This is a genomic window from Bacteroidia bacterium (assembly GCA_041391665.1).
In the GTDB taxonomy this organism is placed as follows: domain Bacteria; phylum Bacteroidota; class Bacteroidia; order J057; family J057; genus JAGQVA01.
In genome coordinates this window covers 1,790,366-1,815,659 of the sequence record JAWKNO010000002.1, presented here as the reverse complement: position 1 = coordinate 1,815,659, position 25,294 = coordinate 1,790,366, and the positions used below count along the sequence as shown (strand labels likewise).

The 25,294-nt window shown below is 47.3% G+C and carries 14 protein-coding genes; all 14 read left to right on the top strand.

Annotation, left to right across the window (positions count from 1 at the left end; all coding sequences use genetic code 11):
- Window positions 1-248 precede the first annotated feature (248 nt).
- The 14 genes from R3D00_19015 to R3D00_18950 all read left to right on the top strand — a co-directional run bounded on the left by R3D00_19015 (window position 249) and on the right by R3D00_18950 (window position 25,292).
- On the top strand, window positions 249-2,654 hold the full coding sequence (locus tag R3D00_19015) for a hypothetical protein (protein MEZ4775284.1): 2,406 nt from the start codon (window positions 249-251) through the stop codon (window positions 2,652-2,654).
- A 12-nt stretch (window positions 2,655-2,666) separates the two neighbouring features.
- Complete coding sequence (locus R3D00_19010) at window positions 2,667-3,425, top strand: energy transducer TonB (GenBank protein ID MEZ4775283.1); 759 nt, start codon at window positions 2,667-2,669, stop codon at window positions 3,423-3,425.
- A 123-nt stretch (window positions 3,426-3,548) separates the two neighbouring features.
- The gene (gnd, locus tag R3D00_19005; GenBank protein ID MEZ4775282.1) at window positions 3,549-4,445 is read left to right on the top strand and encodes a decarboxylating 6-phosphogluconate dehydrogenase; all 897 of its coding nucleotides are present in this window, start codon (window positions 3,549-3,551) and stop codon (window positions 4,443-4,445) included.
- A 4-nt stretch (window positions 4,446-4,449) separates the two neighbouring features.
- Window positions 4,450-5,979: a glucose-6-phosphate dehydrogenase gene (zwf, locus tag R3D00_19000; GenBank protein ID MEZ4775281.1), complete on the top strand. Its 1,530-nt coding sequence runs from the start codon at window positions 4,450-4,452 to the stop codon at window positions 5,977-5,979.
- Between the two features lie 83 nt (window positions 5,980-6,062).
- Window positions 6,063-6,782 carry a 6-phosphogluconolactonase gene (gene pgl, locus R3D00_18995; GenBank protein ID MEZ4775280.1) on the top strand — a complete coding sequence of 240 codons (720 nt, stop codon included), beginning with the start codon at window positions 6,063-6,065 and terminating at the stop codon, window positions 6,780-6,782.
- A gap of 74 nt (window positions 6,783-6,856) precedes the next feature.
- On the top strand, window positions 6,857-8,974 hold the full coding sequence (locus tag R3D00_18990) for a bifunctional aldolase/short-chain dehydrogenase (protein MEZ4775279.1): 2,118 nt from the start codon (window positions 6,857-6,859) through the stop codon (window positions 8,972-8,974).
- 29 nt (window positions 8,975-9,003) lie between these two features.
- Window positions 9,004-10,287 carry a TIM barrel protein gene (locus R3D00_18985; GenBank protein ID MEZ4775278.1) on the top strand — a complete coding sequence of 428 codons (1,284 nt, stop codon included), beginning with the start codon at window positions 9,004-9,006 and terminating at the stop codon, window positions 10,285-10,287.
- 11 nt (window positions 10,288-10,298) lie between these two features.
- Window positions 10,299-11,660 carry an FGGY-family carbohydrate kinase gene (locus tag R3D00_18980; GenBank protein ID MEZ4775277.1) on the top strand — a complete coding sequence of 454 codons (1,362 nt, stop codon included), beginning with the start codon at window positions 10,299-10,301 and terminating at the stop codon, window positions 11,658-11,660.
- A 64-nt stretch (window positions 11,661-11,724) separates the two neighbouring features.
- Window positions 11,725-14,859 (top strand): glycosyl hydrolase, encoded by a 3,135-nt coding sequence (locus R3D00_18975; GenBank protein MEZ4775276.1) that lies wholly within the window; start codon window positions 11,725-11,727, stop codon window positions 14,857-14,859.
- 174 nt (window positions 14,860-15,033) lie between these two features.
- A complete protein-coding gene (atpD, locus tag R3D00_18970) occupies window positions 15,034-16,545 on the top strand; it encodes a F0F1 ATP synthase subunit beta (protein ID MEZ4775275.1) in 1,512 nt (503 codons plus the stop codon).
- Between the two features lie 128 nt (window positions 16,546-16,673).
- A complete protein-coding gene (gene atpC, locus R3D00_18965; GenBank protein ID MEZ4775274.1) occupies window positions 16,674-16,937 on the top strand; it encodes an ATP synthase F1 subunit epsilon in 264 nt (87 codons plus the stop codon).
- A 195-nt stretch (window positions 16,938-17,132) separates the two neighbouring features.
- On the top strand, window positions 17,133-22,442 hold the full coding sequence (locus tag R3D00_18960; protein ID MEZ4775273.1) for a T9SS type A sorting domain-containing protein: 5,310 nt from the start codon (window positions 17,133-17,135) through the stop codon (window positions 22,440-22,442).
- A 226-nt stretch (window positions 22,443-22,668) separates the two neighbouring features.
- Window positions 22,669-23,712 carry a serine hydrolase gene (locus tag R3D00_18955; GenBank protein MEZ4775272.1) on the top strand — a complete coding sequence of 348 codons (1,044 nt, stop codon included), beginning with the start codon at window positions 22,669-22,671 and terminating at the stop codon, window positions 23,710-23,712.
- A 35-nt stretch (window positions 23,713-23,747) separates the two neighbouring features.
- Window positions 23,748-25,292: an AbgT family transporter gene (locus R3D00_18950; protein MEZ4775271.1), complete on the top strand. Its 1,545-nt coding sequence runs from the start codon at window positions 23,748-23,750 to the stop codon at window positions 25,290-25,292.
- Window positions 25,293-25,294 lie beyond the last annotated feature (2 nt).

Genomic DNA, 25,294 nt, shown 5'->3' with positions numbered 1-25,294 from the left:
CCATTCGCCCAAGTGGCATCATTTTCTGCACTATTATTGCATAGATTGTTTCATTGCTTAAATAATCTTGTGCTCCTGCTATCTGTGGATTAGCCTTTCATTTGTCATTCGCGTTCTCTCATCCCAACCGGTATGCCTGGTGCTATGCTGGTACGTCATTTTTTGATGAAACTTTTTGATGAAACATGCAATTGGCTATGATTTTAGGTCTTAATACAAATAACCAACCCAAATAATCCAAGACAGGTATGCTCTGCATTATTTTTACAAAGAAAAAACTACTTGCCGGCGTTAAAACAGATGGGACCCAACTACTGACCATAGACGGGAAAACCCATATTAATTATGATTCCCGGTCTCCGCATACAGTGCTGAAAGAATCGCTCTCTCAGATCCTTACGGCCTACGAATCCTTTACCGGAGACCGTGCTGAATTTCCCGCTCCTTGTTCCCTGGCCTTTCCGGTGGACATGAATGACTACAGTAAGGAAAAAGTATACGAAGTCATCGATGAATGGGCTGACAGTAAAATTGAACTTATCCATAGCGATAATCTGGTCGTTTCTTATTTGCATGGCCTGCGCGATCAGCCTGCCATCAATGGCGATAATTTTCTGGTTCTTGAAGCCGTTGATGATTATCTGAATCTGTGTTATAGCCTGAAAAAAGAAAATGCCGAACCTCAGGATGTGCAGACCCTGGGCCGGGATGCCCTGTTTACGGATGAGTCTTTTGAATTTTATCCATTTAAGGATTTTGGAAGATCGGCAGGGACAGAAAATGTGCTGAACGAATTGTTATCTGAATTCACCGCTGCGGGTCTGTCGGTAGATGTAAAAGGACAAACCGACCTGGCCATTCAGCTGCTCAATCCCGGGGCTGATTATACTTTTAATGTTTCTAAAAATACAGATACCGTAAGCCTTGAGGCCGAAATCAAACTGACCGAAGACCGGTATTTTGAACTGCTGACTGTCAATAAAGAAAAACTCAGCGACAGACTTCGGGATGAAGCGCTGAATGAAAAACAGGTGAAGAAAGTGATTCTGCTGGGAGATTTTCTTCGCAACAAAGCCCTTCAGGCTTATCTCGAACAAGATCTCAACATGAACGGCAAATTATATCGTCCGGGAGATTTTTCTTCTGATGAAGATTATTTTGCGATCATGCGTGGTCTGGCTTTCCGCTCTGCGCAGGTACAGGAAGCCGAAAAAATTCGTATGGAAGCAGAAGCCCGCAAGCGTGAGGAAGAAGAACTTCGCCGTCAGGAGGAAGAAAGACGCAGACTGGAGGAGGAAAAACGCCGTAAAATTTCTGCTGAGCTGAAAATCAAGGAAGAAAGAGAACTCCTGCTTGAAGAAATTCGCGCCAAATGTACCGATCCTGATCAGAAAGAGACCTACGAAGATATGTTTATCAGCCGTGGTGCAAGCCTGGGTATTCCGGATGTGGTAATCAAATGGAATATCAGCGAAGTGCTGAGCAGTATTGAGCTTGAAAAAGAATTCAGCGAAGTAGGTGAATCTACGGCTTCTGTACTCCCTGAAGAGGTGGAGGAGACGGTCGCAGAGGTGCAGGTTGCTGAAGCAGTCGTTGTAGAAGAAGAAGTTGCCGCAGAAGAAGTGGCAGAAGAAGAAATTCCAGTTGAAGAACCCGTAGCAGAAGAGGTCGTTGCTGAGCTTGAAGAAGAATTGGTGACCGAACCGGAAGTGAGCGCTGTTGCAGAAGAAGTGGTGGTGGAAGAGCCGGTTGCTGAAGAAGCGGTTGTGGAAGCACCTGTAGCCGAAGTCGTCGACGAAAAAGTCGTGGAGGAAGTCGCAGAAGAAGTCGTTGAAGAACTCCCGGTCGTAGCGCTTCCGGAACCGGAAATCGTTGCGCCTGTAGCAGAGAAAAAAACAGCGCCTCAGCCTGAACTGGTAGGTGTTGCTGCTTCTGTTGAAACCAAAGACACGGGCAAAAAAACTGAAAAGGAAATGGTGAAAGAAGCTGTGGTGGCTGCACCCGTTTCCAATGGCTCCGTAAAGCTGGAAAAACCCGAAAACAGAGATTTTCTCAAAGAGCTGAAAACAGCCAAAATGAGCCTCAATGATTTGTTTCTGATCAAAGGCGCTTTGAAAGACAGCGAGTTTTCAACTAAAAAGGTTACCCTGTATGCAGATCATGAGCCTAAGGTGGTAAAAGTGCTCTCTTCAAAAGAAGTCAGCAATCCTCAGAAAGTATCCCAGTTTCTGAAGCTTTACGATAAGGAGTTGACTTACTACATGGAAATGAGTGAATTGGGGGTGGCAAAAGAAGGCCTCTATTATTTCCGGGACTATATCGAAAGAACCACTTTGAAGGAGCATATCGGCAAAATGGGGCTGGACAAAAAGGTAAATGTGGAAGATCTTAACAGTAGCGATCTGAAGTTTATCCTCCAGATTTTCCGTGAAGTCAGAGAACTGGCGGTTCCTCATGCAGATTTGACGGATGAAAACATTTTAGTTGTGTCAAAACGGAAATGGAACCTTCAGAAAAATGTAGAAATTAAATTTGTCGGATTTACATCCGCTGATGTTTCTCACGATGAAATGATTGCGCAGACCCATAAGATATTTGGTAAACTTCTGGGAGAAGAATTCTATCGTGATTTTCGTGAAAAGTTCCAGCTTTAATTGGTGAACGCAATGAGCGCAGATAAGGCAAATATCCTGGACTTTATCCGGGAAAAAGAGCGGAAAGAAAGAGCAGTTCGGAGAAAGAAACTGCTCTTTCTCTTTGGCGGTGTAGCATTGACTGCACTGATAATTACTGGTATCGGTATGGCCAATTCCGGCAGCTCTGCTAAGTGGATGATCTACGATGTTTCTCAGCTTTCTGATGAGACCATCACTACTATTTTCAAGGAAAATACAAACGGTTTTCTGGTGAAAGATAGTCTTTCGGGACGCGTAGATACGCTTAGGAGTATGGATGATTACCTCTTGTTGGTGGCAGCCATCCGCGACCAGCGTACCCAGGTAGATATTACCGAAAACGCAGAGTACGCAGACTCATTAAATGATGTATTCGAACCGGAAATACATCTTCAGGCAGTCAAAAATGCTCCTTCCGAAGAGGTGGATGACAGAGAACCGTTGACGGTTGGTGACATTATGCCCAATTTTCCGGGTGGTGAAACAGCTTTGTATCGTTTTCTTTCTGACAAACTTCGATATCCCACCCTGGCTACGCAAAACCAGGTGGAGGGGAAAGTGTTTGTCCGCTTTGTCATCGAAAGAGATGGCATGATTTCTAATGCTACTGTAATCAAAGGAATCGGCTATGGCTGCGATGAAGAAGCGCTTCGGGTGGTAAACCTCATGCCCCAATGGTTGCCAGGTGAGGTCAATGGAAAAAAAGTACGTATGTACTCCAGCCTCGCAGTAAATTTTAAATTTTTGTAATCTTCTATCTGACCTTTGGTGTAACTCGTGTAACTTACTGCGGAATTGTCTTTTGACATACAATCTGATGGTTTATACAAGTATTAATTTGTACAGACATTCACAACACCAAAGTTATTAGTTATGAAAATTGGATTTATCGGCCTTGGCAAGATGGGGGGCAATATGGTGCGCCGCCTCCTGCTCGACCAGCATGAAGTGGTCGCGTTTAGTCCTGTAAAAGCAGAAGTTGATGCTGTTATGGACGCTGGTGCCAAAGGGGCCTATTCTCTGGAAGAATTAATTCAACAACTGCCGGAAAGAAAAATCGTCTGGCTGATGGTACCAGCAGGCAAACCTGTTGATGCCAATATTGATGCGCTTTTGAGTCATCTCAACCCCGGTGATATTATTGTCGATGGTGGTAATTCCTTCTGGCGTGATTCTGTTGCCCGTGCGGAAAAAGTTGCTGCTGCCGGAAAACACTATATCGACTGTGGCGTAAGTGGCGGTGTATGGGGGTTGCAAAATGGTTATTCCCTGATGTATGGCGGCGATGCGGAAGCCGCGGCTTTTCTGCAACCTATTATCAAAACCCTTGCCCCTGAAAATGGCTATCATTACTGTGGCAAAAGTGGTTCCGGCCACCTGGTCAAAATGGTCCACAACGGCATCGAATACGGCATGATGCAGGCTTATGCCGAGGGATTTGAGATTATGAAAAAATCTCCCTACGACCTTGACCTTCAGGCCATTTCCAAAATGTGGATGCACGGCAGTGTCGTTCGCTCCTGGTTGCTCGAACTCGCGGGCAATGCCCTTACAGAAGACCCCGACCTTTCCGGTATCAAAGGGTATGTTTCCGACAGCGGTGAAGGGCGGTGGACGGTTCAAACGGCTATAGATTTTGATGTTCCGGCACACGTGATTACCGCTTCGTTATTTACCCGGTTTGAATCCCGTCAGGAAGACTCCTTTGCCATGAAAATGCTGGCCGCCTTGCGCAATCAGTTTGGAGGCCATGCAGTAAAAAAATCCTGATTCCATGAAAGCAAAAGATTCGCAAATACTGGTGATCTTCGGCGCGTCCGGTGATCTGACTTTTCGTAAGTTGATTCCAGCGATCTATGACCTGTTTTGTCAAAATCTCCTGCCTCCCTGTTTTGCCGTGCTGGGTGTGGGCAGAACGGCGCTTACTGATGGCGCATTCCGTGAGAAAATGAAGGAGGGGATCATAAAGTTTGCCAACAAAAGTACGGACAAACCTGCGGCAATTGAGAAGTTCCTCTCACTTCTGTATTATTGTGATATAGATACCCAGGAAGTAGAATCGTATGCCAGGTTGAAAATTCGCCTGACCGAACTTGACGAAAGCTGTGATACGATGGGTAATTATATCTACTATCTGGCTACGCCTCCCAGCCTGTACGAAACCGCCGCACACAATCTGGCAGCACACGGGCTTACCCGCAACTCAGACGGGTGGCGCCGGATGATTATCGAAAAACCTTTTGGCTATTCCCTCGAAACTGCCCTGGCGCTCAACAAAAGTTTGTTGAAAGTGCTCAAGGAAGACCAGATATACCGGATCGATCATTACCTGGGAAAAGAGACCGTGCAAAACCTGCTGGTAACCCGTTTTTCCAATGGAATTTTCGAACCGCTATGGAATCGCAATTATATCCATCATGTCGAAATCACTTCTGCAGAAGATATCGGGGTAGGGGACAGAGGGGGATATTATGACGGATCGGGGGCTATGCGCGATATGGTGCAAAACCATTTGCTTCAGCTTGTGGGTATGGTGGCAATGGAACCACCCACAGTCGTCAATTCTACTGCGATCCGCAACGAAATACTGAAGGTATTTCAATCTATCAGGCCCATTCGCCCCGAAGAAGTCAAAGACTATGTGATCAGAGGCCAATATGTAGCTTCTAAGGTGAAAGGCGAAGAAGTAAAAGGATATCGTGAGGAAAAAGGTGTGCCGGAATCTTCCCGTACGCCTACCTATGTTGCGATGAAATTTTTTATTGACAACTGGCGCTGGGGTGGCGTGCCCTTTTATATCCGCACGGGTAAAAGGCTCCCTACCCGCGTAACGGAGATTGTCATCTATTTCCGCGAAACACCTCATCGCTTGTTTAAAGGAACTGACGGCACTTCTGTACAGAATAATCAGCTCGTGATACGTATTCAGCCCAATGAGGGCATATTGCTGAAGTTTGGTATGAAAGTGCCGGGAATGGGTTTCCAGGTGGAAAATGTCAATATGGATTTTCATTACACCGACCTGGCCGATACTTATCTGCCCAGTGCTTACGAACGTTTGCTCCTGGATGCTATGCAGGGAGATTCTACCCTCTACGCACGGGGTGATGCGGTCGAAGCGGCCTGGGAATTTGTAGACCCAATTCTGAAAGCCTGGGAACACGATGATTCTATCCCCGTATTTGGGTATCCCGCCGGAACATGGGGGCCGGAAAACGCCGATAATATGATTGAAGGCGAACATTTGACCTGGCGATATCCCTGTCGCAATCTGGCCGATGACGGAAAATATTGTGAGTTGTGAAAATGGGATAAATCACTGTACTTCACAATATCGAAATAACTACGGCTGCTGCTACCGCAAAATTCTATATTTAACCCAATCTTATGTCTGATTCAAACATATTGATATTTGACACACCCCATTCCGTAGCAGCAGCGTTTGCCGACAAATTGCAGAAATGGACGATCCGTGATCAACCCTTCCATCTGGCGCTTTCGGGAGGCAGTACACCCAAAATTCTTTTTCAGTATCTGGCTTCTCTCCCTGCCGACTTTCTTCCATGGGAGCGTATCCATCTCTGGTGGGGTGATGAAAGGTCTGTCGCACCCGATCATGCGGAGAGCAACTATGGTATGACCAAAACTTTTCTTCTGGATCATATTGCTATTCCGGAGGAAAACATCCATAGGGTGAAGGGCGAAATTTCTCCGGAAAAGGCTGCAACAGAATATATCGAAGAAATCAAAGCATATATACCGGAGAAAGACGGATGGCCGGTATTTGATCTGATTATGCTGGGGATGGGAGATGATGGCCATACAGCATCCATTTTCCCTCATGAAATTTATCTGTTGCGTTCTCCTTCAATTTGTGCAGTCGCCACCCATCCTGATTCAGGACAAAAACGCGTTACACTCACCGGGAAAGTAATCAATGCATCTGCCCGGGTAGCGTTTTTGGTTACCGGAAAAAGCAAAGCAGAGAAAGTATCAGAAATTATGCGGAAAATGCCACAATCTCATATTTATCCGGCGGCTTATATTCAACCAGTTGCAGGAAAATTGTACTGGTTTCTTGACAATGCTGCCCACGGAATAGCATAGCACAGAATGGGTTTTGCGGGGATTCAGAATAATTTTGATGATCTCAATATAAATCACGATTACATTTTCCTTTTATGCATACTGCCCAAAAATTTAAGCATGTGGATTACCTTTGGGATGAATCCATTGCCGAATCGCTCGCCGGTGATGAAATCGGCCTTCTGCTGTATCGCTCCAATATCCTGGGAGCGGATCTTCGTATTACCAATTTTGGCGGAGGGAATACGAGCTGTAAAACAATAGAAAAAGACCCGATCACCGGAGAAAATGTTGAGGTGATGTGGATCAAAGGCTCCGGCGGCGATATTGGTTCTCTCAAAAGAAAGGGCCTTGCCGGATTATACGTTGACAGACTCCGCAGTCTGGAAAATGTCTACCGTGGACTCGAACATGAAGACGAAATGGTCGGCCTGTTTTACCACTGTCTGTATGATCTCGAATCGGCCGCTCCTTCTATTGATACGCCGCTCCACGCATTTCTTCCTTTTAAACATATCGATCACCTGCACCCTGATGCAGCCATCGCGATTGCTGCTGCAAAAGACAGCCGACAGATCACCCAGGATCTTTTTGAAGGTCAGATCGGTTGGGTGAAATGGCAGCGTCCGGGTTTTGATCTGGGCCTTCAACTCGCTGAGTGTCTCGAAGAAAACCCGGCTATACGCGGGATTATGCTGGGCAGTCACGGTTTGTTTACCTGGGGTGATACCGCTTACGAGAGCTATATCAACAGCCTGGAAGTGATTGAAAAAGCTTCTCTGTATATCGAAAGCAAAGCAGGGAAATCCCGCCCCGTATTTGGGGGTGCAAAAATCACCGCTTCCGCTGAAACGGACCGAAAAAAACAGGCCGCGAAAATAGCGCCCGTTCTCCGTGGCCTTTGCTCCAGCTACAACCGGATGGTCGGCCACTTTACCGATGATGCCCGGGTACTGGAATTTATCAACAGCCACGATCTGAGCAAACTTGCTCCCATGGGAACAAGCTGCCCAGACCACTTCCTCCGCACAAAAATTGCCCCGCTGGTGCTTGATCTTCCTGCCAACGCAGATTTGAGCGATCCCCAAGCAATAAAAAAACAGCTGGAGCCTGCATTTGAGCACTATCGCAAAGGGTATGCGGATTACTACGATACCTGTAAACATCCCAATAGCCCCGCGATGCGGGACCCCAATCCGGTGGTGCTTCTCTGGCCTGGAATCGGTATGTTTACCTTTGCCAAAAATAAGCAGACCGCCCGTGTTTCCAGTGAGTTTTATGTCAATGCCATCAATGTCATGCGGGGGGCAGAGGCCATCTCCGAATATACTTCTCTTCCGCATCAGGAAGCGTTTAACATCGAATACTGGCTGCTCGAAGAAGCCAAACTCAAACGCATGCCCGCCGAGCAACCGCTTTCCAGAAAGATTGCGTTGATCACAGGCAGTGCTGGGGGAATCGGTAAGGCCATCGCCGAAAAATTTGTGAAAGAGGGGGCTTGTGTGGTTCTCAATGACCTTGATCCTGTAAGACTGGAAGCCACCAAAGAAGAATTTCTGAAAAAATATGGAAGAGATGCTTCCGTCGCTGTTACACTGGATGTTACGCGTGCTGATTCCGTAAATGCTGCATATGACGCTGCTTGTCTGGCTTTTGGCGGAGTGGATATTATTGTCAATTGTGCGGGTCTGTCCATTTCCCGTTCACTGGAAGAATATACCGAAGAACAATGGGATCTTCTCTACGATGTGATTGTCAAAGGACAATTTCTCGTAAGCCGCGAAGGGGTGAAGATTATGAAAACCCAGGGAACCGGCGGTGACATTGTCAATATCGCCAGCAAAAATGCAGTAGTTGCGGGCCCCAAAAACGCGGCCTACGGCTCAGCGAAAGCTGCGCAGTTGCATATGAGCCGATTACTTGCCGCAGAACTTGGCGACGCCAAAATACGGGTGAATGTCATTAATCCCGATGCCGTCATCGAAGGCAGCCATATCTGGCAGGGTGGATGGGCACAGGAAAGAGCCAAAGCGTATGGTGTACCGCTGGAAGAACTTCCCGCTTTCTATGCCAAACGCACGCTGTTGAATGAAGTCATCCTTCCGGCAGATATTGCCAATGGTGTATTTGCTTTTGTCGGTGGCCTTTTAAATAAAAGTACGGGCAATGTGCTGAACGTCGATGGTGGATTTGCGCAGGGATTTTTGCGGTAAAGATTTTTTGTCAAATAATTGGGTTGATTATGCGGATAACTACTACCAGCATACAGGAGATTAATCTTCAGTATCAACGAGACCATCAGCGGAAATTTGAATTTCTTGCGGAAGTTCTTTCTACTGCCGGCATAAATGTGGAGGAACTGCTCGAAAAAATCGGGCAGTTCCAGATCGCTATCCCTTCATGGGCGTTGGGCACAGGTGGAACGCGCTTCGGGCGTTTTCCCGGAGGCGGAGAACCCGCAAACCTGGAGCAGAAAATGGAGGATGTGGCGGTCATTCACGCCCTCAGCCAGGCAGCAGGTGCTATTTCTCTGCATATTCCATGGGATATCCCTGAAAACCCCGGTCATATCCGCCGCCTGGCAAAAGAGCTGGGCCTCCGGTTTGACGCCGTAAATTCCAATACCTTTCAGGATCAGCCCAACCAAACACATTCCTATAAGTTTGGCTCGCTTTGTCATACAGATTCAGCTGTCAGGCAACAGGCTGTTGAGCATAATATTGAGGTCATTCGCTACGGTGAGGCCCTGGGATCTACTGCTACAACTGTTTGGTTGTCAGATGGCTCGACTTTTCCCGGACAACTCAACTTTCGTTCGGCGTTTGAGCGTACATACAGATCTCTGGAAGAAATCTATCGCGAATTGCCTGACGACTGGAAAATGTATGTAGAATACAAACCCTACGAACCGAATTTTTACAGTATGGTCGTACAGGATTGGGGGACCTCCTTCCTGTTTGCCAATAAACTCGGCCCCAAAGCCTTCACGCTGGTGGATCTGGGGCACCATTTGCCCAATACCAATATCGAGCAGATCGTCGCCACCCTGATGATGGAGGGCAAATTGGGCGGGTTTCATTTTAATGATTCAAAATACGGGGATGATGACCTTACTGTGGGAAGCATTAAGCCTTATCAATTGTACCTGATTTTTAATGAATTGGTGCAGGGAATGGAAGCTGTTGATTCAAAAAATCCTCCTCTGGCCTGGATGATCGATGCCAGTCATAATGTGAAAGACCCGTTGGAAGACCTGATGCAATCTGTCGAAGCGATTCGTCTCGCATATGCGCAGGCACTGCTGACTGATCGTGAAGCCTTATCTTTTGCACAGGAAACCAATGACCCGGTGATGGCACAGGAAGTACTGCAACATGCCTTTCGCTCCGATTTACGACCTTTGCTGGCAGAAGCCAGACTTCGGGCAGGGGGAGCCATTTCTCCGATTGCTTGTTTCCGCGAACTGAAAATCAGAGAGAAACTGATCGCCGAAAGAGGACACAATACGATTGCTACCGGTTTGTAATTTCCGCTGATATGTATGCAGTTTTTGACATTGGAAAAACTAATAAGAAGTTCCTCGTTTTTGACAAAAACTGGTCGGTAGTTTATGAAAAATCGGTGCAGTTTGAAGAATTGCCTGACGAAGATGGGTTTCCTTCCGATGACCTGCTAAAGCTAAAACATTGGGTGAGAGAAACCTTTGAAGATGTTTTTTTTCATTCCGGTCTGGAAATCACCGAGCTCAATGTTTCTGCTTATGGGGCAAGTTTTGTCCACATAGATGCGATGGGACATGCAGTTACGCCGCTGTACAATTATCTCAAACCCTATCCGGAAGCGCTTAAAGCAAAATTTTTTGAAAGTTACGGACCTCAGGCTTCCTTTTCAGCACGTACGGCTTCGCCTTATCTGGGAATGCTCAACTCGGGCCTGCAGATTTACCGTTTGAAATATGAGCAGCCGGATATCTTTTCCCGAATCCAGTTTTCCCTGCACCTTCCACAATATGTGAGCTTCTTGCTTGGAGGCAAAGCGGTAAACGAAATTACCGGAACTGGTTGTCATACGGGTTTGTGGGATTTTACCCAAAACCAACTACACGCATGGGTTGATAATGAAGCCGTGCAACGGGTTTTGCCGCCACTTTTCCCTTCAGATCAATCGCAGAAAATTAATTTTAAAGGAAAATCACTCAGCCTGGGTCCCGGCATTCACGACAGTTCTGCGGCGCTGGTACCCTATCTGCTAAAAATCCCCAACCAGTTTTTGCTCCTTTCTACCGGCACATGGAGCATTGCGATGAATCCATTCAACAGCCAGCCGCTTACAGAAGCTGAATTGAACCGGGATGTATTGTCCTACCTGACCTTCGAAGGCCATCCGGTAAAATCAGCCCGGCTATTTTTGGGCAATGAGCATGATTACCAGTTGGCGCGAATTGCCGCACATTTTGATACCAGCCCGGGATTTGCCCGCGAACTCAACTGGAGGGAGGAAATCTTTCAGTCCGTGGTAGCGGGCGGAACCATAAACTCCTTACAACCCGAAACTATGGCTGGAACAGGCCCTGAGCCTGAATTGAAGAACAGAATCTGGGATTTGTCAACGTTTAAGTCCTTCGAATCGGCTTATTACCAGCTATTATGGGATTTGTCAGGGCTGCAGACTCAATCAATCCGACTGGTAGAGGGGCATACGCCTCCGGGCGAAATTTACATTGATGGAGGTTTTGCGAAAAATACTTTATTCACCCGAATGATCGCCCGAAGGTTTCCGGAAAGAAAGGTGTTTGTAGCAGAAATGGGGCAGGGGACCGCATTAGGCGCCGCACTTGTCTTACATTCTAAAGAGGCAGACCTTCAGTTTCCCCTTATATTCCGGGAGGTAGAAAAATAAAGTCCCTCAGAGAATTGTTGTATATATTTCGGCATTTTGTAATTTTAGCCGAAACCCAACAGGCATGTTCAGAGCATTTCTGAAATTTTTGGCAATAGCCTTCGCAGTAATTGTATTAGCGGGTATGATCTGGATCGCTTTCCGGATTCATGCTGTGCGCGTGCGTGCTTATGGAACGTCAGCAAGCGGAGACAGTTTATCAGCTTCTGTAATTCAATATCTGGGTGATAGTTTGCTTACAGACAGTACCGCTGCGGTGGTTCGTATGGCAGATTTTAACAATGTTTTTCATCCAGACTCTTTTTCCCATCCGCCGGTCGGCTATCGTCCATGGACCCGCTGGTGGTGGCCTGGCAATAATGTCGATCGGCTAGAGCTCATCCGGGAAGTGCAGATGTTTTACGATCAGGAATTTGGTGGAATGGAAATCCAGCCATTTACGGCGGGTATGTTGCCAGAGACGATTACCAATGGCAAAACTTTTACCTACGATACCGATATTTTTTATGAAAATCTGAACATCGTACTCACAATGGCCCAAAAACGCGGGTTACAGATCGATCTGAATGCCGGTTCGGGCTGGCCTTCGGGCGGTAATCAGATTTCGCTGGAAGACAATCTGAAAACTTTGGCGTTTGGAGAGTCCCATATTCTGGGCGGGAAAAAAATAGAAATATCCTTGCCGAAGCCCCGGATGCCGGGCGCGTATTATTTGCTTGGAGGACTGGAGGAGTATATGGGGGGCGAATGGAATAATATAGTCGATTTTTTCCCGGAGAAAGCGCGCCTGCTTACCCTGATTGGGTCAAGAACAAAAAAGGAGTCGAGGACCTTTGTGGCCATGGATTTTACAGATTTTGTTCAGCTTAACCCAGACTCACTTTTTTTGCTGGATGAATTTATTACTGATCACAACCGGCTCGTGTGGGATGCCCCCAAAGGATACTGGAAGATCATCGCTGTATATGGAATGCCCGTAGGAGAAAGGCCGATTTTGCACGCAAAAGCCACTCCCGGATTTGTCGTAGATCATTTTGACTCCGCAAAAGTAATCGCCAACTATCAATACCTTTTTGGAACACGTACCCGTTTGGGCCGGCATTTTGGCCATGGACTTCGCGGTATTTTCAATGACAGCTTTGAGTTTAAGGCAGACCGGCATTTTACAGACGACTTTCTGGCGGAATTTCAGAAAAGGCGGGGATATGATCTGGTGCCCTACCTTCCGGTTGTTCTCCAGCCTGGAAGAGACAACTTTTTGTTTGATGTAGCAGCGGTAAAGACATATCCGGAATATGTCATTACCCCGGAGGACAGCCGGATCCGTTACGATTATTCCCGGACGGTATCGGAACTGTTTTTTGAGCGGTTTTTGCTTCCTTCAGACCATTGGGCAAAGAAAAATCATCTTCGCAACCGCGTACAGGCCTATGGAATGGAGACAGATTTAATCCGTGCAGCAGGCGTAGCTGACATTCCCGAAACAGAGCAGCTATATGCAGGAGGGACAAGCATGTTTTTGAAAATTGCTACTTCCGGCGCGCTGCTGTACAACCGGCCGATGATCAGTGCAGAAGCATTGGTACATCAGGATATGGGTTTTGTCATGTCGCCACAGAGAATGAAAATCGGCATTGACAAGCTATTTGCCTCCGGTATCAATCAGGTGGTGTTTCATGGCTCACCCTATCGGGAAAAGGATAAAAACTATGGAGAAACGGGTTGGCAACCATTTATCAGTAGTATTTATCCCATTAGTTTTTCATCGGTTATCTCTGAAATAAGCCCATACTGGCGCCACCAGCAGGCGATGAACCGATACATTAGTCGTTGCCAATATGTATTGAGACAGGGGAAGCCAGAGACAGACATATTGATCTATTATCCGTTTTTAGGATTTCCCGCTTCGTTTTCGGGCGCAAATGACCATCAGGAGCAGTATTTTTTGGGGAAAGTTGCGGGGCTTGATCCGCAGGGAGCCCCACCTGTTTCTACCCCATGGACAACACAGAGCCCTGAAGCCCTTTGGCTTTCAAAAGTCTGGCCTGTCATCAGAGAAATTGAAAACAGAGGCCTGACCTGGCATTGGATAAATGACGGCTCGATTCAGGATATTCATCTGGAGGAGCAGGGAATGGAAATACGCGGCAATAAGTTCCAGGCACTGCTCTTGCTGGAGGCACCATCGATAGAAGCACCTTCGGCAAGACATATTACCCTTCTGGCCAACCAGGGCGCGCGGATTATTATTTGCGGAGATCCCCCCCAAAAACAACCCGGATTTTACAACTACGAAGAAAACGACCTGATGATATCCAGGTACCTTCGGGAAATCATTACCCCGGCTACGATTCGTACACCGGAGGATATGATCAACTACCTCACCGGATTTCCCCTGCGACAGGATATTGCGTATGCAGGTTCATATAGTTTTCTACAGCATACAAGGCGAAAAATGGCCGATGGCAGCGCCTTTGTATTTTACAGCAATACCCTGAATAAAGACAGGTTTTTTGAGATTATGGTCAACGAAAAATATGACCATGTATATTGGCTGGATCCTGTACTGGGCAAAATCCACGAAGCAAAACCCTTCCATGATCAACGATATCAGGGGTATCTGAAAGCATATGGATCTGCGATTCTTTATTGCAAAAAGGGCCCTCCGCTTCAGGATTCACTCATTAAACCTGTTGGTCTTGCCGACCGAAGCCTGATTACCGACCGCAATGTGAATACCCGAAGCCTTAGCCGCTGGGATCTGATCGTTGCCGGGGCAGATGTACCTGATGGAGAAATTATTTTCGAAGACACAACACTTTTTGAATGGCGGGAAGTGGAAAAACTCCGTTATGTCTCTTCCGAAGGATTATACACGACCTATTTTGAGTTGGGCGATACCTTGCCCGGACTAAAATATTTGCTTGATCTGGGAACGGTATATGGTACGGCTGATGTAAAAGTAAATACAGAACCAGTGGGCAGTCTGATCTTTGCCCCTTACAGGATTGATATTACCCCCTGGCTGATTCCCGGCCCCAATACCATAGAGGTTTGGATTACCCCACCCTTAAGAAACCGATATGTGGGAATGGCCCGGGACGGAAAATCGCAGTATAAAGAATTTACCGGCAGCAAAACCATGACCCTTCCGGCAGGACTGATCGGCCCGGTCAATGTATGGGAACTCAATGAATAATTCTATTCGTTCTGCCACTACCAGCATAAGTAACCAGCATGTATAAAATAAGCTAAAAATACCGGCTCAACCCACACTTTTAGCCCGGGTTTTACTTGTTATTTCGGTCTTACGGGTGTAACTTGCGACGATTTTTTTGGTAACCATTCATACAACTAAAGAATATCTTATATAATGGCAGATTCCACAGTCAATATCGGAAAAGTATCCCAGGTTATCGGTCCAGTCATTGACGTTGATTTCAGCGGAGAGGGGTCCTCGCTCCCCAAAATTCTGAATGCACTGGAAATCGATCGCGGTTCCCAGGGTAAACTTGTACTTGAAGTACAGCAACACCTTGGCGAAAGCCGTGTAAGAGCTATCGCTATGGACTCTACCGATGGGGTAGAGCGCGGCATGCCTGTAGTCGATAAAGGTCAGACGATTTCTGTTCCCGTAGGAGACGAGATCAGGGGCCGTTTGTTTAATGTCACCGGCGATGCTATCGATGGCCTCCGCACGCCGCAAAGAGAAGACTCTTATTCCATCCACGCTTCTGCGCCACGGTTTGAAGATCTTTCTGTAGAACCGGAAGTACTTTATACAGGTATTAAAGTAATCGACCTGTTGGCCCCTTACCTTAAAGGTGGTAAAATTGGCCTTTTCGGTGGTGCAGGTGTTGGTAAAACGGTATTGATTCAGGAACTTATCAATAACATCGCCCTTGCACATGACGGTCTTTCCGTATTTGCAGGTGTGGGAGAGCGTACACGTGAAGGAAATGATATTCTCCGTGAGATGATTGAGGCAAAAGTAGTTCGCTACGGAGATGAATTTGAAAAAAGCCTCCATGCTGGTGGTTGGGCACTGGATAAGGTTGATTATGCCGGACTCCTTGATTCCAAACTTACCATGGTGTTTGGGCAGATGAATGAGCCTCCCGGTGCCCGTGCCCGAGTTGCGCTTACAGGTCTTACCATTGCGGAGTATTTCCGTGACGGCAAAAAAACAGATGCTAAAGGACGCGATGTATTGTTCTTTATTGACAATATCTTCCGCTTTACCCAGGCAGGTTCTGAAGTATCTGCGCTTCTGGGACGTATGCCTTCAGCCGTAGGTTATCAGCCTACACTGGCTTCTGAAATGGGTGCTATGCAAGAGCGTATTACCTCTACCAAAAGGGGTTCTATTACTTCTATTCAGGCAATCTATGTACCTGCGGATGACTATACAGACCCTGCGCCTGCTACCACCTTTGCCCACCTCGATGCTACCACTGAGCTGAGCCGTGCGCTTTCTGCTTTGGGTATCTATCCTGCGGTGGATCCTCTGACATCTACTTCCCGTATTCTGCAGCCTGATATTGTGGGGGATGAGCACTACAACTGTGCGCAGCGTGTGATTCAGATTCTTCAGAAATACAAAGAACTTCAGGATATTATCGCGATTCTGGGTATGGACGAATTGTCTGATGAGGACAAACTCGCAGTAGAAAGAGCGCGTAAAATTCAGAAATTCCTTTCCCAGCCGTTTTTTGTCGCTGCTCAGTTTACCGGCCTCGAAGGTCAGTTTGTGAAAATCGAAGACACCATCCGTGGATTTAGTATGATCCTTGACGGTGATCTCGACCACCTGCCCGAACAGGCATTTTACCTCAAAGGTAATATCGATATGGTAATCGAAGCTGGTGAAAAAATGCTGGCATAGGCTGTTGAGTATAACAAGTTTGGAAATTAACTTCGGGATTTGAATCTTTTTATATATATTGTATCATTGTTGTTCTTTGATGCAATAAACCGGGGTTGATTTCCAAATGATTTAATCAGAATGAAGATATGAAAACATTCGATCTGGAGATTGTAACACCCGAATCCCGCGTATTCTCTGGTCCTGTGAAAAGTGTGAAGGTTCCCGGCTCTATGGGTAGCTTTCAGGTTCTGGTAAACCATGCACCGATTATCTCGACCCTGGGAGAAGGAAAAGTGAAAATCGTAAAAGAAAACGGAGATACGCTGGAATATCATACCAAAGACGGAGTGATTGAGGTTTTGAAAAATAAAACGATCATCCTCGTCGAACAACTTCTTGAAGATGAATAAACTTCTGATTTAGAAGCGAATAAAGAAACTGTGTTTGTTTGTTGTAAAAGGGCTGGCCCATCAGGGCTGGCTTTTTTCGTTTAAAGAATATCCATTCTTTAAATTAATTGACTTTTGCCGAAATAATACCTTAATTCAGGTAAGGTAAATGCGCTTTTCCCTGGCACATTGGCTCGCTAAACCTAATGCAACCCAATGATAAAGCTTTACCTGAATCTCCGTCTTGCTTTTCTGCCCTTTCTCTTGTTGTTTTTTGCGACGTATTCTTCGGTTTTTGCCACCCATAGCATGGGCGCGGATGTCACCTATTCGTGCATAGGCCCCAATCAGTATCTGGTAAAACTTACCTTCTTTCGCGATTGTGATGGCATTTTTCCTATCCCCGTAGAGCATTTGACCTACTCCTCTGCTAATTGTGGCGTAAGTGCTGCGATTAACCTGACGCAACCTTCGGTTGCCGTAGATGTTACGCCGCTCTGTCCGTCTGCAACCAGTAGCTGCTCCGGCGGTAATAGTGCCTTCGGTATCGAACAGTACACTTATACCGGTATCCTGAACCTTCCGCCGGGATGCGGCAATGACTGGATACTTGGCTGGTCCAACTGTTGCCGGAATTTTGCGATCACAACACTGAACATTCCCGGAAATCAGTCTATGTTTGCTTATGCCCGGCTAAACAACACGCTTACACCTTGTAATAATTCTCCGATATTCAACAACATCCCCACGCCCATTGTCTGTCTGAATACGCCTGTGATTTACAACCATGCTGTTACGGATATTGACGGAGACAGTCTGGTGTTTTCCCTTACCAATTGTATGCAGTCCGTGGGGGTTCCGGTGATCTACAATCCTGGATACTCCGCGGTAAATCCGCTTACTACGGTGTCTGGGGTATCTATTGATCCGCAAACTGGAGAAATTACCTTTACGCCCAATCAGCTCCAGATTGGCGTTATCTGTGTGCAGGTAGATGAATACAGAAATGGTGTCAAAATCGGAGAAACTGTCAGAGATATGCAGTTTAGCGTAATAGGCTGTACAAATCTCCCGCCGGTTGCTACAGGAGTCAATGGCAACAATAATGTATTTGATATTGATGTCTGTACCGGTAGTACAGTGTGTTTTGATATCCATATGAGCGACCCGAATGGCAATAATGTGAGTGCTGCATGGAATGCCGGTATCCCCGGGGCGAATTTCACTATTACTGGCAATGGCAGTATCTCACCAACCGGTACTTTTTGCTGGACTCCGGGTATATCAGACCTGGGGGCACACTTTTTTACGGTTTCGGTTGAAGATGATAATTGTCCTTTAACGGCTTCTGCTACTTATGCATTTACGGTAAATGTATCTAATTCCTCTTATATTGTTGATGCGGGTGCCGACGGCTCGGTGTGCAATGGCAGTTCGTTTACCTTAAATGCCACTGGTGCAGGTGCAACTAATTTTTCATGGTCACCTGCCTCCGGGCTTTCCAATCCTAATATTTCCAATCCTTCCGCTTCTCCCGTAGTTTCCACGATTTATACCGTTTCTGCTACTTTCCCTGATGGCTGTGTCCTGACTGATTTTGTTCAGGTTGATGTGAACACGGGCCCTCAGTTGTCTATCGTGCCGGCAAATCCTTATATATGTCCTGGCTCTTCACTTACGCTCACCGCCATTTCTCCGGCTGCAACAGGCTTTCTCTGGAGTACTTCGGCAAGTGGCGCTTCAACCATCGTGAGTCCGTTGGCTACCACGACGTATTCTGTGACCGCAACCGATGCCGACGGGTGTCCGGCAACGGAATCCGTAACAGTAAATGTCAATACCCCGGCTCAGGACCAGTGTAATGTGTTGTATGCAAGTCCTGGTGCAAATGGTACTGGTACTGCCCTTGATCCCGCAAGCCTTACCGGTGCGATTGCAATGGCTTCCTGCAATGATGTTGTTATCAAACTTGATACAGGTACTTATGTAATTAATGCGCCTGTTACGAATATCCTGGGCAATCTTACCCTTGAAGGTGGTTTTGTGCGGCTAAATGGCTGGAAAAAAACGAGCAAAGCGGCGGCAACCAAAATCCGCCGGTCAAACCTGAATCCTGAAGGCCCTGCCAATGGGCAACGGTTGGTGGCTTTTCATATCAGCAACGCTACCAATTTTCGGTTTCAGGATTTGACGATCCTCACTGACAATGCTACGGGCAATGGTATGTCCACTTACGGAGTTTATCTCTCAAATTGCAGTGATTATGATTTTGTCAGGTGTCAGATTATTGCGGGCAATGCAACCAATGGCGCCAATGGGGTTGCCGGTGCCGATGGCCTTAATGGCTCGCCTGGCTCGGATGGTACGGATGGTGAAGATGATTTTCAGGACTATCCGGGGGAAGGCGGTAAGGGCGGTGAAGGTGGCGGTGTAGGGTATGGATCTGGTGGCGCAGGAGGGACTGACCAAAATGGAATTGGCAATTCTTGTTGTGACTTTGGAAACAATAGTTGCTGCTTAAATGGTGACCCGGGGGACGATGGCCTGAATTCTACGAATACACGTGCCGGTGGCGGTGGTGGTGGCGGTGGCAGTGGTGGGGAAGCCAATCACCCCGGGGGTACAGGTGGAAAAGGTGGAGGGGTTGGTGTTGCCGGTGCGCTCCAATGTTGTGGAGGCACTGGTGGGCCCGGCGGTAACCCCGGGCAAGATGGGATAAGTGGCGTAGCCGGAGCAAACGGTACCAATGGGTCCGCAGGTGTAGGTTCGCCCGCAGGTAGCCATATCAGCGGATTTTGGGTTCCCGGTGCCCAGGGAACCTCCGGTGGAAATGCAACTGGCGGAAAAGGTGGAACCGGTGGCGGTGGGGGTGGCGGTGAGCAGTGTGTTCTTTGTTTTGCGGGTGCAGGTAGTGGCGGCGGCGGTGGCGGCGGTGGTGGCGAAGGCGGTGCCGGAGGTACAGGCGGCTATGGCGGGGGATCATCGTATGCTATTTACCTGTACAATAATGGTGCGAATAGTGCTTTTCGCAGTTGTCGTCTGGTAGCAGGCGCCGCCGGAGCCGGAGGTATAGGGGGATCAGGCGGCCTTCCCGGACAGGGTGGCGCAAAAGGGTTAGGAAGCAATTATTTTGGAAATGGCAGCTCTCAAAGCGTAGGTGAAGGAGGCGACGGCGGTAAAGGCGGAAATGGCGGCACAGGAGGAAAAGGTGCAGATGGATCTGCAGGACAATCCTTGACGATTTATCAGAATGGTGGACAAAGCCCGGTTACAGCGGAGTATGCATTTAATCTAAGCGCGCAGCCGGTGATCGATATGGAAAATGTCTCTTGTGTGAATACAGATGTGGATTTTTCTGCCGCAGCTTCCAATCTGTGGGATCTGGGTACAGGTGCTTCTCCTCAGATCACCACCGGCGCTACAGTAACTGCTCAGTATAGCAATACGGGCCGTAAGGACATTTCTTATGCGGGAAATCTCTATGCAGATTTTGCCAATATTATTCTCGATGATGCAGTAAAACCTGAAGCATCTACTAATGCGCCGCAGGTTTTGGGCGAATACCGCATCTGTGCGGGAAGTTCGGTTGACTTTGCCGCACTCAATGGCGGATCCGGGTATTTGTATCAATGGAACCTCGGAGGAGGCGCAACGCCCAATTTATACAGCGGCAGTAGCTACGAAAGTTTGACGGGTATCACTTTTCCCACAGCAGGTACCTATCATATACGGCTTCAATACCAGACAGATTGTTGTGGTTTATCAACTGCCGATACTGTTACGCTGATTGTTGACGAAGCCCCTGTGTTGGCGCTTGCCGGACCCCTGGCTTTTTGTGCAGGTTTGGGAGGGGTGCAATTAAATGCTTCAGGTGCGGACAACTATTTCTGGGCACCATCCGTCGGCTTAAATACTACAATTGGTGCTGATGTGCTTGCAAATCCTGCGGTTACAACTACCTATACGATTACTGGCAGTAATGCTGCCGAAACCTGTTTTGATCTCACAACAGCAACGGTTACGGTCAATGATATTTCTCTTGCTGCCGGCTCGACAGATGCCAACTGTATCCCTGACGGAACGGCTACGGTTATCCCTTCCATGGGAAGCGGGAGTTATCAATATAGCTGGAATACCTCCCCGCCGCAGTCTTCGGCAACTGCTACAGGACTTGCCCAAGGCACGTATAAGGCGGTGGTTACCGACCTGATCACCGGATGTGAAGATTCTGCATCTGTCTATGTAGGAAAGATTCCGGGTGTGCTAGGCGCGCAGGTTGCCTCTGCTACTGAGGTTTCGTGCTTCGGTGGAAATAATGCGACGGCAACCGTAACGGTATCCGGTGTCTCTGGTTCGCTTTCCTATTCGTGGGCACCTTCGGGCGGCTCGGGTTCGACAGCCACAAATCTTTCCGCGGGCAATTATATTGTGACAGTAACAGAAACTCCCACGGGATGTGTCGCTACGGCATCAGTGACAATCATAGAGCCAACAGACCTCGCCATTCAGATTTTGGATTCCACCAATGCAAATTGCAATACGTATGCAGATATTCTGGTAAATGCTTCTGGTGGTACGGGCCCGTTTACCTATCAATGGAATACAACTCCCCCACAGAATACCCAAGCGGCTACGAATCTGGCTCCGGGTTCTTATTCCGTTACTGTGACAGACCAGAATGGTTGTTCTGACCTGCTGAACGCGACAATTCCGGGTCCTCAGTCGCCGGTAACACTGGCATTGGTGGACAGCACTTCCGCCTCAGACTGTCTGGCCGCAGACGGCACAATTGAAGTAATCGGTACAGGTAGCAATGGGAATATCTCCTATGCCTGGCAGACAACCCCGCCGCAATCAGGCCCGGTTGCCCTGGGATTATTGCCGGGGCCCTACACCGTGATCGCTACGGGAGCAAACGGATGTACCGATGTATTGGGAATTACAATTGGCCCTGCTTGTCCATTACCCCTTGATTATCTGTATTTTACTGCGGAGCAAGGCAATGATTTGATACTTTTGAGCTGGGAAACTGTTTCAGAGCAACAAAATTTTGGTTTCGAAGTACAAAAAAGCATGGATGGTACGTTATTTAATCGTATCGGATGGGTTTCATCCCAATCCAATGGTGGGCTTGGCGCAAGTTATGCATTTGAAGATACCATTGTGTACCCCGGAAGGACACATATTTATCGGCTCAGACAGTTGGATGCAAACGGAAACGGCCACTATTCTTCACAGGTAGAAGTGTATTTTCCCAATACAGACAAACCGGAAATTTTACGTGTATTCCCGGTTCCGTCCAGTTCTTTGGTAGAAATTGAAATTTCTTCGCCCATATCATCTCTTCTGGAACTGCATTTGTATAATTTACTTGGACAAGAGGTAGGTATTTTTAATTACCAACTTTCTTTTGGAATAAATCGTTTAATTTTAGACATACATACATTGCCTTCGGGAATGTATACGGGAAGCCTGCTCACAGATGGGCAGGTTCAGACTGAGCTTCGGCTCGTAAAGTCTGAATGATTTTGTGTTGAGGTTTTGGTAAGGAGGCTGGTCCCTGTAAGGGATCAGCTTTTTTGTTTGCATTCCCCCGATTTTCCTTATTTTAGGCCTTTGTTAATGAACTATCCGAATGAAAAATTTCCTTACTCTACCTATTTTATCTATTCTGCTGTTTATGGCAGGATGTAAAGAGAACCCTCCTATTCAGCCGCCATTCCCTGATACAGGCATAAATTATCCGTTTTTTATGAACGATCTGATAAATGGGAAAATGGCTTCAGATCAAATTCCGGGTCTTTCCATTGCTGTCATTCGCAATGGTGAAATAGACTGGGAGGCGGGATACGGAAAGGCAAATATTGCCGAAAATATTGCTGTGGATAATAATACTCGTTTTATCCTGAACCAGGCTTCTGATGTAATTGTGGCAGTTGCGCTAAGCCAGGCAGAACAGCTGGGGTTAATCGATCTCGATGAAAATATCAACAAATATCTCCCCTGGAAATTTGTGCATCCCACATTTCCTCAGGCGATCATTACTACCCGCATGCTGCTCTCGCATACAGCAGGGATTAATGACGATCCCGCCCTGATACAGGGCACATACGGTGCGGGTGATTCACCAGCTAATCTGGGGGATTTTCTCGAAAACTACCTCTCTGCCAGTGGCGCCCAATTCGCTGCAACTAATTTCACCAGCCAGCGCCCCGGTAAAACCTATACGTATTCACGTTTGGGCATCGCATTGGCTGCCCATCTGGTAGAAATTGTATCCGAGATAGATTTTGATATCTACTGTAAAACACACCTGTTTGCTCAGCTGGGCTTGCAAAATGCTTCTTGGTTTCTCCGCGACATTCCCCTGGAGAAAGTGGCGATTCCCTATACGAAAACGCAAAATGGCCTTCAGGCACAAAATAATTACGGATATGTAATCTATCCTAGCGGGCAATTGAGGATTAGTATCACGCATCTTTCCCGGTTTTTGATTGCGATGCTGCAAGATGGCGCTTATGGTAGCCAGGATATTTTGCCTGCATCATCAGTAATGGACATAAACCGGGTACAATATCCAATTGCAGATCCTGCCCAGGCTATGGGATGGCGGTATGATACCATTCAGGGTCAGGTATTATTGGGTAAAAGCGGAACCGATATTGGCTCAAGCACCCGAATGTATATGGATCCGGCGGAGAAAATTGGGGTGATTATTTTGTCCAATGGGGCAGGATATGATGCTTCACTCGATGAGATTCTTGTCAAAGCTTATCAGGTCGCAAGAGATAACTGATTGTACCAGGACCCCAAAATTTAATCCTAAATACCATGGAGGAAACACCAAAACCGAAACGTTCACGGGTTGAACGCTTCCTGAATATTATTGAAATAGGAGGAAATGCACTTCCTCATCCGGGCACATTGTTTGGCATTCTCGCTTTACTTGCAGTCATTATGTCTGGCGTAACCAGTTGGCTGGGAGTAGAGGCTGTGTTGCCTTCCGGAGAAGTCATCGCGCCAAAGAATATGCTCTCGGTAGAAGGACTTCACTGGATACTTACTTCAATGGTCGTCAATTTTACCGGATTTGCGCCATTGGGGACGGTATTGGTTGCATTACTGGGTATTGGGATTGCGGAGGGAAGTGGCCTGATCGGAACAAGCCTCCGGCTTTTAGTGTTGAAAGCACCCGCCAGGCTGCTTACCAGTGTCGTTGTCTTTGCCGGTGTCTTGTCCAATATGGCCAGTGAAATCGGTTATGTGCTGCTGGTTCCTTTAGGTGCCATCATTTTTCTCGCTGTGAAGCGTCATCCTATCGCCGGGCTTGCCGCTGCTTTTGCCGGTGTATCTGGTGGTTATAGCGCCAACTTATTGCTGGGTACGGTTGACCCTCTGCTGGCAGGTCTTTCGCAGGAAGCTGCGCGTACGGTTCAGGGGTTTGATTCCTACACGGTAAACCCTGCCTGCAATTATTATTTTATGGTGGTGTCAACCTTTCTGATTACAATTCTTGGTACGCTTGTTACAGAGCGAATTGTAGAACCCCGCCTGGGTAAATATGAAGGAGATGCCACTACAGAAGAAATGACGGGCTTGACAAAACTTGAAAAGAGAGGACTTTTATTTGCCGGAATTGTCATCGTACTTCTTACTGCTGTGATTTTCGCGGGCTTACTCCCTGCCAATGGCTTCCTTCGCAACCTGAAAGTGGATCCTGCCGACAGTGTATTAAAATCTCCCTTCCTTCAGGGAATTGTAGCGGTGATATTTATTGGTGCTGCGCTTGCCGGTATCGCTTATGGCGCCGGTGCCGGAACCATCAAAAACGATACGGATGTCATGAAAGGGATGTCCAAAAGTATGGAAACCCTGGGTTCTTACATCGTATTGGTGTTTTTTGCCGCTCAGTTTGTCGCATACTTTAAGTATTCCAATCTGGGAACCATCATTGCTGTCAATGGCGCAGAAGCGCTGCAGCCGCTCGCTGATTATCCGATCCCGCTTATGCTGGGTTTGATTCTTATTTCTGCGGTAATCAATCTGTTTATGGGCAGTGCTTCTGCCAAATGGGCTCTTATGGCGCCGGTCTTTATACCGATGTTTATGACCCTGGGATATTCGCCCGAATTTGTCCAAACCGCCTACCGAATCGGCGACAGTGCGACTAATATCATCTCTCCGATGATGTCTTATTTTGCACTTATCGTAGCATTTATGCAGCAATACGATAAAAAGGCGGGGATTGGAACGGTCATTTCAACGATGTTGCCTTATTCAATGGTATTTTTGATTGGCTGGTCGATTCTGCTGATTATCTGGATTTTGCTGGGAATCCCGGTAGGGCCTGGCGCAACCATGCTGCTGGCGAAGTAAAT

Bases quoted from the DNA above. Each gene is read 5' to 3' on its own strand.
- R3D00_18955 (MEZ4775272.1), top strand. From the start codon at position 22,669: ATGAACGATCTGATAAATGGGAAAATGGCTTCAGATCAAATTCCGGGT.
- pgl (MEZ4775280.1), top strand. From the start codon at position 6,063: ATGTCTGATTCAAACATATTGATATTTGACACACCCCATTCCGTAGCA.
- zwf (MEZ4775281.1), top strand. From the start codon at position 4,450: ATGAAAGCAAAAGATTCGCAAATACTGGTGATCTTCGGCGCGTCCGGT.
- R3D00_18990 (MEZ4775279.1), top strand. From the start codon at position 6,857: ATGCATACTGCCCAAAAATTTAAGCATGTGGATTACCTTTGGGATGAA.
- R3D00_18975 (MEZ4775276.1), top strand. From the start codon at position 11,725: ATGTTCAGAGCATTTCTGAAATTTTTGGCAATAGCCTTCGCAGTAATT.
- R3D00_18950 (MEZ4775271.1), top strand. From the start codon at position 23,748: ATGGAGGAAACACCAAAACCGAAACGTTCACGGGTTGAACGCTTCCTG.
- R3D00_19015 (MEZ4775284.1), top strand. From the start codon at position 249: ATGCTCTGCATTATTTTTACAAAGAAAAAACTACTTGCCGGCGTTAAA.
- R3D00_19010 (MEZ4775283.1), top strand. From the start codon at position 2,667: ATGAGCGCAGATAAGGCAAATATCCTGGACTTTATCCGGGAAAAAGAG.
- atpD (MEZ4775275.1), top strand. From the start codon at position 15,034: ATGGCAGATTCCACAGTCAATATCGGAAAAGTATCCCAGGTTATCGGT.
- gnd (MEZ4775282.1), top strand. From the start codon at position 3,549: ATGAAAATTGGATTTATCGGCCTTGGCAAGATGGGGGGCAATATGGTG.
- R3D00_18960 (MEZ4775273.1), top strand. From the start codon at position 17,133: ATGATAAAGCTTTACCTGAATCTCCGTCTTGCTTTTCTGCCCTTTCTC.
- atpC (MEZ4775274.1), top strand. From the start codon at position 16,674: ATGAAAACATTCGATCTGGAGATTGTAACACCCGAATCCCGCGTATTC.
- R3D00_18980 (MEZ4775277.1), top strand. From the start codon at position 10,299: ATGTATGCAGTTTTTGACATTGGAAAAACTAATAAGAAGTTCCTCGTT.
- R3D00_18985 (MEZ4775278.1), top strand. From the start codon at position 9,004: ATGCGGATAACTACTACCAGCATACAGGAGATTAATCTTCAGTATCAA.